This window comes from Flavihumibacter sp. (assembly GCF_036676075.1).
Taxonomy (GTDB): domain Bacteria; phylum Bacteroidota; class Bacteroidia; order Chitinophagales; family Chitinophagaceae; genus Flavihumibacter.
The window spans coordinates 201,132-214,801 of record NZ_JAKFDQ010000016.1; the positions used below are offsets into that span (position 1 = coordinate 201,132).

The window sequence follows — 13,670 nt, forward strand, 5'->3', positions numbered from 1 at the left end:
TACATTATAAGATGAAAGCATTCCAACAACATAGCGCTCCCTTCCAGATGGATTGCCAGGTTGTGTTCTCCCCGGAGGCTTCCTTTTGTTTGTGCACCCACTCCCGACGTGGATGCTGATAGGACGAGCCCTTTGCAAAGGTCCCTATCAGTGAAAAAAGCCCCACGGAATTTTATTCTTACACCCGAAGTGTACGCTAAAAATTTACTGATCCTTAATTTATTGCCAGTTGGAAAATACTTCCGTTATCGTGAGGGTAGCCACTCCCGAGGATATTCATTATTCAACCATCATCACCGATGAGATGGAGTCTTCCGCAAAGGCTCGCGGAACCGGTATCGCCAAACGTTCGCCGGATTATATCGAGCAAAAAATGCGCGAAGGGAAATCCGTTATCGCCGTTACAGAAGAGGGTGTATGGGTTGGATTCTGCTATATCGAAACCTGGAGCCATGGCGAGTATGTTGCCAACTCGGGACTGATCGTTGCGCCCGAATTTCGCAAGAGCGGAATAGCAAAGCGTATCAAAGAGCGTATCTTCGAATTGTCGAGGACCCTCTTCCCTGATGCAAAATTATTCGGTCTCACCACCGGCCTCGCCGTGATGAAGATCAACAGCGACCTCGGTTACGAACCTGTTACCTATTCTGAACTCACGCAGGATGAAGCCTTCTGGGCCGGCTGCAAGAGCTGTGTGAATTACGATATCCTGATGAGCAAGGAGAGAAAGAACTGCTTCTGTACCGCCATGCTCTATGATCCCAAAGACCATTACCAACCCGAAGAAACCGCCGAAGATTTCAAGCAGCATTCGAAAGCATATGAGCGACTGCTTCGTTTCAAACAATCGCGGTTCATCAAAGCATTCCGTAAAAAGAATTCCGGTGATAATGCCGGCGGGGGCGGAGGCGAGAAAAAGAAAATGTTCTCGCTGCTGAATTTCTTCTTTAATCTTTAAAACAGTTTAAATACCGATGTCACAGAAAGTTGTACTTGGATTTAGCGGTGGCCTCGATACCACCTTCTGCGTTAAATATCTCAGTGAAGACAAAGGATATGAAGTGCATTCCATCATCGTTAATACCGGTGGATTCACAGAAGAGGAACTGAAAAATATTGAAGCACACGCCTACAAGCTAGGTGTGAAATCACATACTACCATCGATGCTGTTGAGGGATATTATGACAGGATCCTGCGCTACCTGATCTACGGTAACGTCCTGAAAAATAATACCTATCCCCTAAGTGTAAGCGCAGAAAGACTGAGCCAGGCACTCCATATTGCAGAGCATGTTAAAAAGCTTGGCGCAACTGCGGTTGCCCATGGCAGTACGGGTGCGGGTAACGACCAGGTGAGATTCGATATGGTGTTTCATATCATGATTCCGGGCGTGGAGATCATCACCCCCATACGCGACCTCAAACTCAGCAGGGAAGCGGAGATAGAATACCTCAAAGCAAAAGGAGTGGAGTTGAATTTCGAGAAAGCGGCCTACTCAATCAATAAAGGATTATGGGGAACAAGTGTTGGCGGTAAAGAAACCCTGAACTCAAAAGGAATTCTTCCCGAAGAGGCATGGCCTACACAGGTAACAAAATCGGAAGCCGAAGAAGTTAAACTGCATTTCGAAAAAGGTGAACTAACTGCTATCAATGACCGCAGTTTCAATCATCCCTCAAAAGCCATTCAATATTTACAAACCATTGCCGGTCCATTTGGCATCGGCCGTGATATTCATGTGGGCGATACCATCATCGGAATCAAGGGCAGGGTTGGATTTGAAGCCGCCGCGCCCATGGTCATCCTCAAAGCCCATCATGCCCTCGAGAAACATGTTCTCACCAAATGGCAGCTGAACTGGAAAGACCAGCTTGCATTATTCTATGGTAACTGGCTTCATGAGGGTCAGATCCTTGATCCCGTTATGCGCGATATCGAAGCCTTCCTCGAGCATTCGCAATCAAATGTTACCGGTGATGTATATGTGCAGTTGTTACCTTACCGTTTCCAGGTGATCGGGATAGAATCTCCCTACGACCTGATGTCGGCAAAATTTGGTAAGTACGGAGAGATGAATACAGGCTTCACCGGCGAAGATGTTCGCGGCTTCAGCAAGATCTTCGGCAACCAGACAGCCATCTGGAATGCAGTAAATGCAGATGCAACAGGTAGTGGAAGCAAATAAAACATTTTCTTATGCGGATCAGAATCGGAATTATTGGCGGGGCAGGATATACCGGGGGAGAGTTGCTGCGTTTATTGATCAACCATCCCAATGCAGAGATCGCTTTTGTTCATAGTAACAGCAGCGCCGGGATGCTATTGCACAAAGTGCACCAGGATCTTTTGGGTGAAACAGATATACTCTTCAGCAGTGAGCTTCACCAGGATATCGATGTTTTGTTTCTCTGTACCGGTCATGGTGAGGCGAGAAAATTCCTTCAGGCAAATCCACCTGCAGCTCATGTAAAACTGATCGACCTTTCCAATGATTTCAGGTTAGCGGAGCAGTCCACCCTGGATGTTGCCGGCAACGATACCATCCAATTCATCTATGGCCTCCCCGAATTAAACCGGGATGCCATTCGCAAAGCCCGCGCTATTGCAAATCCAGGTTGCTTTGCAACTTCTATACAACTGGGATTATTACCGTTGGCCAAAGCCGGACTATTAAACGACATATATACAACTGGTATAACCGGTTCTACCGGCGCGGGACAATCGCTTTCCGCTACCTCGCATTTCAGCTGGCGATCCAATAATATCCAGGCCTATAAAACACTCACCCATCAGCACCTTGGTGAAATAGGACAGAGTCTTCGTCATTGGCAACCCGATGCAGCCATTGACCTCAGCTTTGTTCCATGGCGGGGCGATTTTGCACGTGGAATATTTATCAGCTCCACCATGCATATGGCATTGAGTTACCAGGAACTGGAGAATCTGTTTACTGAATATTATAAAGAACATCCCTTCACCCATATAAGCAAGGAAGCAATTTTCCTGAAGCAGGTGGTGAATACCAATAAGGCAATCATCCAGTTGGAGAAAGTAGGAGAGAAGCTGGTGGTGCATTCGGTGATCGATAATCTCCTGAAAGGCGCAAGTGGACAGGCAGTGCAGAATATGAACCTCATGTTTGGTCTGCAGGAAGAAACCGGTCTCAGATTAAAGGCAGGATATTTTTAAAACAAGCAGCAATGAAACTTTTCGACGTATATCCACTTAATAATATCACCATCACCCATGCAAAGGGATCTTCTGTTTGGGATGATGCAGGCAATGAATACCTCGATATGTATGGCGGCCATGCTGTCATCTCTATCGGTCATACACACCCGCATTGGGTAAAACGCATTGAAGACCAGCTGGAGCAGATCGCATTTTATTCCAATTCAGTGTTAATTCCACAACAAATAGAACTTGCTGAAAAGCTGGGACGGATATCGGGCAAGAATAATTACCAGCTATTCCTCTGCAACTCAGGCGCAGAAGCAAATGAGAATGCACTGAAGCTGGCTTCCTTTCATACCGGCAGGAAAAAAGTGATCGCTTTTAAGAATGCCTTTCATGGGCGCACTTCACTGGCCGTTGCCGTTACTGATAATCCAGCTATCGTAGCACCCATCAACCAGACGGCGAATGTGATCTTCCTTCCCTTCAATGATGTAGCGGCCCTCAGGGCCTGCTTCAGTGCACAGGGCGATCAGGTGGCAGCCGTTATCGTTGAAGGCATACAGGGTGTGGGGGGAATCAAAGTTGCTTCCGATGAATTTCTTCAAACCATCCGCCAGCTCTGCGATGCACATGGCGCGGTTTTTATTGCAGACTCCGTTCAATGCGGTTATGGAAGAACGGGCAGGTTTTACTCCCACGATCATGCCGGTATAAATGCCGATATTTATAGTATGGCCAAAGGCATGGGAAATGGATTCCCGATCGGCGCCATTTCCATTGCCCCGCACCTGCAACCAAAGCATGGAATGCTGGGTACCACTTTCGGGGGAAACCATCTCGCCTGCGCTGCTGCACTTGGTGTGCTGGAAGTGATGGAGACGGAGAACCTTCTTGAGAACGCTGCTGAGATCGGAGACTATCTGATGGAGCAACTGAAATCCATCCCCCATCTGGAAAACGTGAGAGGAGCGGGATTGATGATTGGCTTTGATGTACCTGAGTCGCATAAGGATCTGCGTAAGAACCTGCTTTGGAAGCATCGGATCTTTACCGGTGAAGCAAAACCGAATGTGATCCGCCTGCTGCCATCGCTGGCATTAACCCGGCAGGATGCAGATAAGTTTCTTGCAGCGGTGCGGGAGGAGATGAACTAATAACAAGATTTCAATTCAGCATACATGAAACAATTCGTTTCCGTAAATGATGTAACCGACATAGATGCGCTGGTGGCGCTGGCCCTATCTTACAAGGCCGATCCCTACCGCCATAACACACTCGGTGCCCGCAAACGCATTGGCATGTTATTCCTGAATCCCAGTATGCGCACAAGGTTGAGCACCCAGGTTGCGGCCCAGCAATTGGGCATGGAAGCGGTTGTATTCAATGTTGGAAGTGAAGGATGGGCCATTGAATTTGAAGAAGGCGCCATCATGAACGGAACAACGGCCGAACATGTAAAAGATGCCGCACCCATCATGGGCAAATATTTCGATATACTCTGCATCCGCACTTTTCCTTCATTAAAAAACAGGGAAGAGGACTACAGTGAAAAATATATAAACCAGTTCATTAAATATGCTGGTATCCCGATCGTGAGTCTTGAGAGTGCAACCTTGCACCCGCTTCAAAGCTTAACGGATATCATAACTATAGAAGAATATCTCGCCACGCAGCGAAGTCTTAACCCACAATTAGTAAACCGAAAACCCAAAGTTGTGCTTACCTGGGCGCCACATGTGAAAGCACTTCCGCAATGTGTTGCCAACAGTTTCGCTCAATGGGTGAATGCATGGGGGAAGGCAGATTTCGTGATAGCACATCCCGAGGGTTATGAACTGGAAGAAAGTTTCAGCAGGGGTGCAACTATCACGCATAACCAGGATGAAGCCTTAAAAGACGCCGACTTTGTATATGTAAAAAACTGGAGCAGCTATAAGCAGTATGGACAGATTCTCAGCAACGATATAAGTTGGATGATGACGAATGAAAAACTTGCTCTCACGAATAATGCACGCGTGATGCATTGTCTGCCCGTGCGTCGCAATGTTGAATTGAGTGATGAGATACTGGATGGACCGAACAGCTTAGTGACCACAGAGGCGGGCAATAGGGTTTGGGCTGCGCAGGCGGTGCTTGCGGAGATTATAGGGAATAGGCAGTAGGGAATGGTGGAGGCAATGGGCAATGGGCAGTAGGGAATGGGCAATAGTCATTAGTCAATAGAAAGAAAATCAAAAAAAGCAAAATTGAAACCCCCATTATTTGTCATAAAGATCGGCGGCAATGTGATCGACCATCCGGAAGCACTGGATGCATTCCTTGCTGATTTTGCAGCAGTGAAGGGGCATAAGATCTTAGTGCATGGAGGTGGAAAGATCGCCACCCGTATCGGTGATAAACTGGGAATTGAATCAAAGTATATCGATGGCCGCCGAATTACTGATGATGCTACCATTGACCTTGTTACCATGGTTTACGGCGGACTGGTAAACAAACAGATCGTGGCAAAGCTGCAGGCCAGGAACTGCAATGCCATGGGTATTACAGGAGCTGATGGAAATATGTTGCCGGCAATGAAAAGACCGGTTAAAGAGATCGACTATGGATGGGTGGGAGATATACTGCAGGAGAAGATTCCCTCCGATCGCTGGCGGGTTTTATTGGAGCAGGATATCGTTCCGGTGCTTGCACCACTCACACATGATGGACAAGGTCATATTCTCAATACCAATGCCGATACCATGGCATCCGCCGTGGCAGTCGCTTTGTCCGAAGCTTATACAGTGAGACTGATCTATTGCTTTGAAAAGAAAGGCGTTCTTGAATATGTGGAGGATGAAAACTCTGTATTGCCGGTTATTACGAAAGCCTCCTACCAGCAATTAAAATCAGCCAATAAATTATTCGCCGGTATCCTTCCCAAACTCGATAATGCATTTGCAGCAATTGATGCGGGAGTAAACGAAGTATTGATAGGTCATGCCGATGATCTCCTGCAAAATACATCCCAACCAACAACAGGAACCCTGATCACCGCATGATTGATCCCAATAAAATAAAACTGCTTGCCTCGGATGCCATTAGCCTCCTGCAATCCCTTATCCGCACCCCATCATTCAGTAAAGAAGAATCGGGTACGGGTGATCTATTGGTTTCTTTTTTTAAAAAGCATAACATTGATGCACATCGATACCTCAATAATGTATGGGCAGTAAATAAACATTTCGATAAGTCAAGGCCCACCTTACTGCTGAACTCACATCACGATACAGTTAAGCCCAATCCACAATACACGAAGGATCCCTTCCAACCAGTTATTGAAGATGGTAAATTATACGGATTGGGTAGCAATGATGCAGGTGGGCCGATGGTATCACTGATAGCCGCCTTCATTTATTTTTATAATGTGGAGGATCTTCCCTGGAACATGGTGATTGCCGCCACTGCCGAAGAAGAGATCTCCGGCAAAAATGGAATTGAGGCATTATTGCACGAGGAAAATTTTCTTACTACCACCGGAGCATTCAATAACACCTTTCAAAACTGGTCGGCCATTGTTGGTGAACCCACCCAAATGGAACTGGCAGTAGCTGAGAAAGGCCTCCTGGTGCTTGATTGCATCGCACATGGTAAAGCCGGACATGCAGCCAGGGAAGAGGGTGTAAATGCCATATACAAGGCAATGGATGCCATCCAATGGTTCAGGGATCACAGGTTTCCAAAAGTGTCGGAAACACTTGGGATGGTCAAGATGAATGTGACCTCTGTCATCACAGAAAATAAAGCACATAATGTTGTGCCGGCCACCTGCCAGTTCACGGTAGATATCAGGGTTACGGATGCTTACACACATGAAGAACTGCTTGATATTATCACAGCATCAATCGACTGCGAGGTGAAACCCAGAAGCATGCGATTGCGTGCTACTGCCATCCCCCTCCATCATCCGCTTGTGAACGCTGCCATTGAAATGGGAAAAGGTTATTATGGATCACCTACCAGTTCTGATAAGGCACTGATCCCGTTTGCGGCATTGAAGATGGGTCCGGGTGATAGTGCCCGAAGCCATTCCGCCGATGAATATATTTACCTTAGGGAAATTGAAGAAGGTATAGAAGGCTATACCAGGCTTATTGAAACAACATTTAAAAAGGTTCAATGAAACTCTGGCAAAAGAATATAAGCTCTCTCGCAGAAGTAGAAAGATTTACTGTGGGCAACGATCGACATTTTGATGCCATGATGGCAAGGCATGATGTGCTGGGTAATATGGCGCATGCTATCATGCTTTCAGAGATCGGTCTGCTGACGGAATCAGAGAAGGAGCAATTGCTTGCGGAGTTGAAAAGGATCCATGATACAGTGAAAAGCGGATCGTTCCAAATTGCCGATGGAGTAGAGGATGTTCACTCGCAGGTGGAGTTCCTGTTAACTGCTGCACTTGGTGATACGGGAAAAAAAATCCATAGTGCACGCAGCAGGAATGACCAGGTGCTGGTTGACCTGAAACTTTTTCTGCGCGATGAACTGCAGTCGCTCGCAGAAGCCATCCTTCCATTCTTTGATTTACTGCAAAAGAAAAGCGATGAATTCAAAGACCATCTTCTTCCCGGTTATACGCACCTGCAATTGGCCATGCCGTCCTCCTTCGGACTCTGGTTCGGCGCTTATGCCGAAAGCCTGGTGGATGATATGATCATGTTGCGTGCTGCTTATGAAGTGGTGAATAAGAATCCACTTGGATCAGCTGCCGGTTATGGGTCATCTTTTCCTATTAACAGAACCCGCACTACACAACTGTTGGGTTTCGCCGATCTCAATCACAATGTTGTATATGCGCAGATGGGAAGAGGAAAGGCGGAGCGTATTGTTGCCATGGCCATGGCCAATATCGCGGATACATTAGCAAGGCTTTCGATGGACGCCTGTCTTTACCTCAACCAGAATTTCGGATTCATCAGTTTCCCACCCGAACTTACCACCGGCAGCAGCATCATGCCGCATAAAAAGAATCCCGATGTTTTTGAGCTGATACGCAGTCATGCTAATCGTATTAAAGCATTGCCGAATGAGATCATGATGATGACCACCAATCTGCCCTCAGGTTATCACCGCGATCTTCAATTGCTTAAGGAGAATCTTTTCCCGGCATTTGGCACCCTGAAAGATTGTATTGCGATGGCATCCCTCATGCTTGAAAACATTGCAGTAAATGATAATATACTGGCCGATGAAAAATATAAATACCTCTTTAGCGTAGAGGAAGTGAACAAGCTTGTATTGAAGGGAATGCCTTTCAGGGATGCCTATAAAACGGTGGGCCTCGCCATTGAAAACGGCAGCTACACCTATGATACACACGTGGCGCATACCCATGAAGGAAGCATCGGTAACCTGCATAATAAGGAAATAGAAGCTGCCATGGAGAAGGTGCTGGCGGGCTTCAATTTTCAACAAACAAATGCGGCTTTGGAGCAATTATTACGTTAATTTGCCGTTTCCCGACAGGCCAGGGCGGATCTGACGCCCATCCCAAAAGCTGAAGAAATGATGCAGAAACGTATAGCAATATTTGGATCCACAGGCTCGATAGGTACGCAGGCACTTGAAGTGATCGCCGCCAATCCCTCGTTGTTCACGGCGGAGGTGCTCACCGCGCAATCCAATGATGACCTGCTTATAAAGCAGGCCCTCCAATTCAATCCAAATATTGTAGTTATAGGCGATGAAACCCGCTACCAGAAGGTAAAAGATGCCCTTGCCAAAACTGATACAAAGGTTTTTGCGGGCGAGAAAGCCCTTGAAGAAGTTGCCGCGATGGATTGCTATGACCTGATGCTGGCGGGCATTGTTGGTTTTGCCGGTCTTAAGCCAACCCTGCAGGCTGTTGAACAGGGTAAGCCTGTTGCCCTCGCCAATAAAGAGACGCTTGTTGTAGCCGGAGATATTGTGATGCAGAAGGCCATCGAAAAAAGAGTGCCGATCATTCCGGTTGATAGTGAACATTCCGCTATATTTCAATGCCTGGTGGGAGAGAACCTCAATCCCATCGATAAGATCATCCTCACCGCTTCGGGTGGACCATTTCTTGGAAAGAAACCTAATTTCCTCGTGAACGTTAAGCGCGACCATGCCCTGCAGCATCCTAACTGGAGTATGGGGGCTAAGATCACTATCGACTCGGCCACGCTGATGAATAAAGGACTCGAAATGATCGAGGCCAAATGGTTATTCAACCTCAAGCCCGATCAGGTTCAGGTGTTGGTGCATCCGCAGAGTATCATTCATAGCATGGTGCAATTTGAAGACGGTAGTATTAAAGCTCAGATGGGGTTGCCCGATATGAAACTGCCAATCCAGTATGCATTGGCTTTTCCACAGAGGCTGGCCAATAAATTTCCCCGTTACGATTTCCGCAGACCCAATACTTTGAATTTCGAAGAGCCTGATATAAAAACATTCCGCAACCTGGCGCTCGCTACTGAGGCATTGCATAAGGGAGGAAATCTTCCCTGCGTGCTGAATGCTGCCAATGAAATTGCGGTGTTCGCTTTCCTACGCAACCGTGTAGGATTTCTTGATATGACCGATGTAATCGAAAGGACAATGGAAAAGGTTGCCTTTATTGGGCAACCTACACTTGAAGAATATTTTGAAAGCGATGCGGAAGCAAGAGAGTTTGCTGCCACATTGATTCATCTCTGATTTATACCATCCTTATTAGTTCACTTCAAAAGTATCGGCACGGTATAACTGCTGGTTATTATAATAACGAAGAATATAACGTCCGCCGGTAGATACCTTGAACTTAAAGGTTGAATCTTTTGCATATATACCAGTTGGACAGGTAGTATCTGCTCTCTGCGGATTAGGAACCGATGCGATAGCCTGCACCTCAAACTGGTTTACACCCAGGGAAGAACTCCGAACATCAAATCCCTCCAGTTTATAGCAAAGGTTGGGGGCCTGTACACTGATATTTGTGCTCACGGTATCTCCAACTTCAGCATCTGGTATAGGCGAAACCCCGGTTATGGTAATGGGAACATAAAGCCTTTCAGCCGGTGGTAAGGATTCAGTTTTCAGGCAGGATGCAGCCCCAGCCAGTATCACCGCACATAAAACAGGTATTTTCATATAACATTTTAGAGGTTGACAACAGCCGGTGCAATAACGTTGCCAGTTATCAAAATTTTATCATCCCTTTACCCTTTTTTACCGGATATTTGTCACTATTTAAAAATTGAATTTCACTGATTTATAATATGAGTTTGTTAGCAATTAACTGGGCGGAAGTAGGTGTTAAGGCCGGACAATTTATTTTATCCTTTTCCATTATTGTAGTGCTCCATGAACTGGGGCATTTTCTGCCTGCGCGATGGTTCAAATGTCGCGTTGAAAAATTTTATCTCTTCTTCAATCCATGGTTCTCCCTCTTCAAGAAAAAGATCGGTGAAACAGAATATGGACTGGGATGGGTTCCCTTTGGCGGTTATGTGAAAATTTCCGGGATGGTTGATGAGAGCATGGACAAAGAGCAGATGAAGCAACCTGCACAGCCATGGGAATTTCGCAGCAAGCCAGCCTGGCAGCGACTGATCATCATGCTGGGTGGTGTAACAGTGAACCTGATCCTGGGTTTTTTGATATATGCAGGTATGCTTTGGTATTGGGGTGAAAGTTATGTTCCAACAAATAAGTTCACCTATGGTATTGCAACCGATTCACTTGCACAGAGTATCGGCCTGCGTGATGGTGATAAAGTACTGAGTGTTGATGGAAAATATATCGATCGCTTTAATAAGATCCCTCTTAAGGTTATACTTGAAGGTGCCAATACAATTGAGGTGGAGCGTGATGGCAAACCAATTTCGGTAAACATCCCCGAAGATTTTGCTGCCAAGCTGATCCATTTCAAGACAATCAATTTCATTGATATGCGGGTGCCTTTTCTAGGCGTTGATTCTGTTGCTGATACAAGTGCTGCTGCCAATGCAGGCATACTTGCTAATGACAGGATCATTGCAGTGAATGGTAAGTCCACCGCGTTTTTCCATGATTTCCGAAAAACCGTTCAGAGCAATAAAGGGAAGAAAGTAGATATGGTGGTGCTGCGTGGAACTGATACTTTACAGGTAGCCATGACCGTTCCTGCATCGGGTACCATTGGTGTTTACAATATGTCGCCCAAGGACCAGTTTGAAGTGAAGGAGATCAGTTATGGTTTCCTCGAAGCGATTCCTGCCGGCTTCAAGAAAAGCATAGAAACACTTGAATCATACTGGCTGCAACTGAAGCTTATCTTCAGTGGTAAGGTCAATACAAATGAATCACTCGGAAGCGTTATTAGTATCGGTAAAATGTTTGCGCCGCAGTGGGACTGGATGCAGTTCTGGAGCCTGACAGCATTTTTCTCGCTGGTGCTGGCGCTGATGAATATACTTCCTATTCCCGGTCTCGATGGAGGTCATGCCCTCTTCACCATTTTTGAGATCGTGAGCGGCCGCAAGCCGAGCGATAAGTTCATGGAATACGCACAGATGGTGGGTATGGTGTTGCTGCTGGGACTGATGGCCTACGCACTCGGCCTGGATATTTTCCGGCTATTCAAATAGGTGTCTGACACATGTTCGCAACATGTTCGAACATCATCCGAACATGTGTCAGACACCTAACCTCCCAGGTCTATTCCAATCTTCTTCATGAGAATGGAAGCGTTCATGCTTTGGCAGATACCTGGTTTGAGTTTGTAATCAAAATACAATTCTTCTCCTTCAACGGAAACATCGAAATGATAGTTGCTGATGGCATCGGGGAAGGTGGTGGCGAGTTCTGTAAGGGCAAGATCATGGGTAGCCAGCATTCCGCAGGCATCCTGTTTTACCAGTTGTTGCAGCAGGGCCCTCGAGCCGGTATGGCGATCGTGGGAGTTGGTACCTCTGAGTATCTCATCAAGCAAAAGGAATACAGGCTCCTTTGCATTTACGGATTCAATGATCGATTTCAGTTTGCTTAATTCGGCATAAAAAGTAGATGCATTTTCTTCGAGATTATCCGCGATCCGCATACTACTCATGATGCGCATATTGGCCACTTCGAGTAATTCGGCACAAACTGGAGCTCCAGCCATTGCAAGTACCTGGTTTACTCCCACACTACGAAGGAATGTACTTTTCCCTGCCATATTTGAACCTGTTATTAGTGCAATGGCCGGCCGGCCTGAAGTGCTGAAATCATTGTTGACCCTCTTGCCCTCAGGTATGAGGGGATGACCAAGTGATATGGCATGGTATCGCCCATGCTCTGCATGGATAGTTGGGAAGGTCCACCGGGGATGATTAAACGCCGCACGCCCCAGGCTGTTCAGCATTTCCATTTCCGCCAATGTATGGAACCATTGAGATGCATCGCTGCCATGATCATTTTTCCATTTTTCAAGGGAGAGGATCTGGCGCAGATCCCACAATAAAAAACTGTTCAGAAAAAGAAATACCAGTGGGTTCAGGCGATAGTCGAACCGGTCGAGGATCTTCTCCAGCAATCGGATCGATACCGATGCTGCGGGTGCATTAGCGGGTGATAATTTTTCCCGGATCGCAATCAGCTTTGCAGATTTAAATGGTGAAGATTCAATATGCAGAAGGGAAGAAGAAAGTGTTTTCAATTCCGGAACAATCTTATCGAGGATTCGATATTGCGGGGTTACTTTCCGGGTAATGGAAAATGCGATGACCACATATACCAGCACCAGCAGGTAGAAGACAGATGTATCCAGCAATCCGATAATATGCAATAGGAGAGAGCCAAGTGAAACGAAAGGGAAAATTATCGCAAGCAATTTCCAGGATCGCTTTGGCAGAAAAGCAGATGATTGTTGCATCCATTCGGAGATGCGGGTTTCTGTTTTCAGGGTAACAGATTCCGAAATTCCGGTAGCCTGGAAAATGGTACTCCACGCAGGTTCCAAAGCAATTTCTGCTGCAGCCTTCTGACGTAACATTATTTCCTCTGTTGATGCAGGCGCTAACAATTCATTTGCCAATTGCCTGTTGCCCTGTTCACTGGTGCAGCGATTTAGGTATTGAAAGAGAGATGCCTGTCCCAATATATCCAGATCCCCTGCATAAGCATGTGATTTTGGCGCGAGATCAAGTCCGTTATATCTCTTTGTGAAATGATGTTCGGCAATCTGCTGTTCTTCCTGGTGGATATTGATAAGTTGTTCGAGCAGGCTGATACCTGCGCTGAGGTTGAGGCTGCGGGCAAGTAGCCAGAGAAAGGCGGCCGTGGCAATTGCAAAACTAATGAAGGCTGCAGCTATGCTTATCTTCCAGCTTTGCCAGGTGATGACAGCGCCCAGAATAAAAATGCCAACTCTTATCCAGCCGATAATATTTTTTTGCCTTGCAAGCTCTTCTTTTTTCATTCGTGAGCTTGACTCCTCCTCTTTATACCAGTTAACAGGGTTAGTTTGAACCATGCCATGAAACTA

At 46.4% G+C, this 13,670-nt stretch carries 12 protein-coding genes; 10 read left to right on the forward strand and 2 right to left on the reverse strand.

Features of this window, described 5'->3' with window-relative positions; all coding sequences use genetic code 11:
• Nucleotides 1–229 precede the first annotated feature (229 nt).
• The 9 genes from V6M43_RS15710 to V6M43_RS15750 all read left to right on the forward strand — a co-directional run bounded on the left by V6M43_RS15710 (nucleotide 230) and on the right by V6M43_RS15750 (nucleotide 9,883).
• Nucleotides 230–958, forward strand: coding sequence for a GNAT family N-acetyltransferase (locus tag V6M43_RS15710; RefSeq protein ID WP_332736889.1), 729 nt, complete (start codon nucleotides 230–232; stop codon nucleotides 956–958).
• Between the two features lie 16 nt (nucleotides 959–974).
• Nucleotides 975–2,186: an argininosuccinate synthase gene (gene argG, locus V6M43_RS15715; RefSeq protein ID WP_332736891.1), complete on the forward strand. Its 1,212-nt coding sequence runs from the start codon at nucleotides 975–977 to the stop codon at nucleotides 2,184–2,186.
• A gap of 11 nt (nucleotides 2,187–2,197) precedes the next feature.
• Nucleotides 2,198–3,190 carry an N-acetyl-gamma-glutamyl-phosphate reductase gene (gene argC, locus V6M43_RS15720; RefSeq protein ID WP_332736893.1) on the forward strand — a complete coding sequence of 331 codons (993 nt, stop codon included), beginning with the start codon at nucleotides 2,198–2,200 and terminating at the stop codon, nucleotides 3,188–3,190.
• An 11-nt stretch (nucleotides 3,191–3,201) separates the two neighbouring features.
• Nucleotides 3,202–4,332, forward strand: a complete 1,131-nt coding sequence (locus V6M43_RS15725; protein WP_332736894.1) for an aspartate aminotransferase family protein — start codon at nucleotides 3,202–3,204, stop codon at nucleotides 4,330–4,332.
• Between the two features lie 24 nt (nucleotides 4,333–4,356).
• Complete coding sequence (locus V6M43_RS15730) at nucleotides 4,357–5,340, forward strand: acetylornithine carbamoyltransferase (RefSeq protein WP_332736896.1); 984 nt, start codon at nucleotides 4,357–4,359, stop codon at nucleotides 5,338–5,340.
• 84 nt (nucleotides 5,341–5,424) lie between these two features.
• Nucleotides 5,425–6,219, forward strand: coding sequence for an acetylglutamate kinase (gene argB / locus V6M43_RS15735; RefSeq protein WP_332736898.1), 795 nt, complete (start codon nucleotides 5,425–5,427; stop codon nucleotides 6,217–6,219).
• Nucleotides 6,216–7,340: a M20 family metallo-hydrolase gene (locus V6M43_RS15740; RefSeq protein WP_332736900.1), complete on the forward strand. Its 1,125-nt coding sequence runs from the start codon at nucleotides 6,216–6,218 to the stop codon at nucleotides 7,338–7,340. The genes argB and V6M43_RS15740 overlap by 4 nt, the downstream gene beginning before the upstream one ends.
• Nucleotides 7,337–8,668, forward strand: a complete 1,332-nt coding sequence (gene argH, locus V6M43_RS15745) for an argininosuccinate lyase (RefSeq protein ID WP_332736902.1) — start codon at nucleotides 7,337–7,339, stop codon at nucleotides 8,666–8,668. The genes V6M43_RS15740 and argH overlap by 4 nt, the downstream gene beginning before the upstream one ends.
• Nucleotides 8,669–8,725: 57 nt before the next feature.
• Nucleotides 8,726–9,883, forward strand: a complete 1,158-nt coding sequence (locus tag V6M43_RS15750) for a 1-deoxy-D-xylulose-5-phosphate reductoisomerase (RefSeq protein WP_332736904.1) — start codon at nucleotides 8,726–8,728, stop codon at nucleotides 9,881–9,883.
• Between the two features lie 15 nt (nucleotides 9,884–9,898).
• On the opposite strand, the gene V6M43_RS15755 is transcribed toward V6M43_RS15750, so the two are convergent.
• Nucleotides 9,899–10,315, reverse strand: a complete 417-nt coding sequence (locus V6M43_RS15755) for a hypothetical protein (protein ID WP_332736906.1) — start codon at nucleotides 10,313–10,315, stop codon at nucleotides 9,899–9,901.
• 128 nt (nucleotides 10,316–10,443) lie between these two features.
• Here V6M43_RS15755 and rseP point away from each other — a divergent pair, with 128 nt between their 5' ends.
• Nucleotides 10,444–11,793 carry an RIP metalloprotease RseP gene (gene rseP, locus V6M43_RS15760; protein WP_332736908.1) on the forward strand — a complete coding sequence of 450 codons (1,350 nt, stop codon included), beginning with the start codon at nucleotides 10,444–10,446 and terminating at the stop codon, nucleotides 11,791–11,793.
• 56 nt (nucleotides 11,794–11,849) lie between these two features.
• On the opposite strand, the gene V6M43_RS15765 is transcribed toward rseP, so the two are convergent.
• Complete coding sequence (locus V6M43_RS15765; RefSeq protein WP_332736910.1) at nucleotides 11,850–13,658, reverse strand: MutS-related protein; 1,809 nt, start codon at nucleotides 13,656–13,658, stop codon at nucleotides 11,850–11,852.
• Between the last annotated feature and the right edge of the window lie 12 nt (nucleotides 13,659–13,670).

Excerpts from the sequence above, each read along its gene's own strand:
- V6M43_RS15740 (WP_332736900.1), top strand. The coding sequence starts at position 6,216 with ATGATTGATCCCAATAAAATAAAACTGCTTGCCTCGGATGCCATTAGC.
- V6M43_RS15730 (WP_332736896.1), top strand. The coding sequence starts at position 4,357 with ATGAAACAATTCGTTTCCGTAAATGATGTAACCGACATAGATGCGCTG.
- V6M43_RS15755 (WP_332736906.1), bottom strand. The coding sequence starts at position 10,315 with ATGAAAATACCTGTTTTATGTGCGGTGATACTGGCTGGGGCTGCATCC.
- argC (WP_332736893.1), top strand. The coding sequence starts at position 2,198 with ATGCGGATCAGAATCGGAATTATTGGCGGGGCAGGATATACCGGGGGA.
- argH (WP_332736902.1), top strand. The coding sequence starts at position 7,337 with ATGAAACTCTGGCAAAAGAATATAAGCTCTCTCGCAGAAGTAGAAAGA.
- argG (WP_332736891.1), top strand. The coding sequence starts at position 975 with ATGTCACAGAAAGTTGTACTTGGATTTAGCGGTGGCCTCGATACCACC.
- rseP (WP_332736908.1), top strand. The coding sequence starts at position 10,444 with ATGAGTTTGTTAGCAATTAACTGGGCGGAAGTAGGTGTTAAGGCCGGA.
- V6M43_RS15750 (WP_332736904.1), top strand. The coding sequence starts at position 8,726 with ATGATGCAGAAACGTATAGCAATATTTGGATCCACAGGCTCGATAGGT.
- V6M43_RS15765 (WP_332736910.1), bottom strand. The coding sequence starts at position 13,658 with ATGGTTCAAACTAACCCTGTTAACTGGTATAAAGAGGAGGAGTCAAGC.
- V6M43_RS15725 (WP_332736894.1), top strand. The coding sequence starts at position 3,202 with ATGAAACTTTTCGACGTATATCCACTTAATAATATCACCATCACCCAT.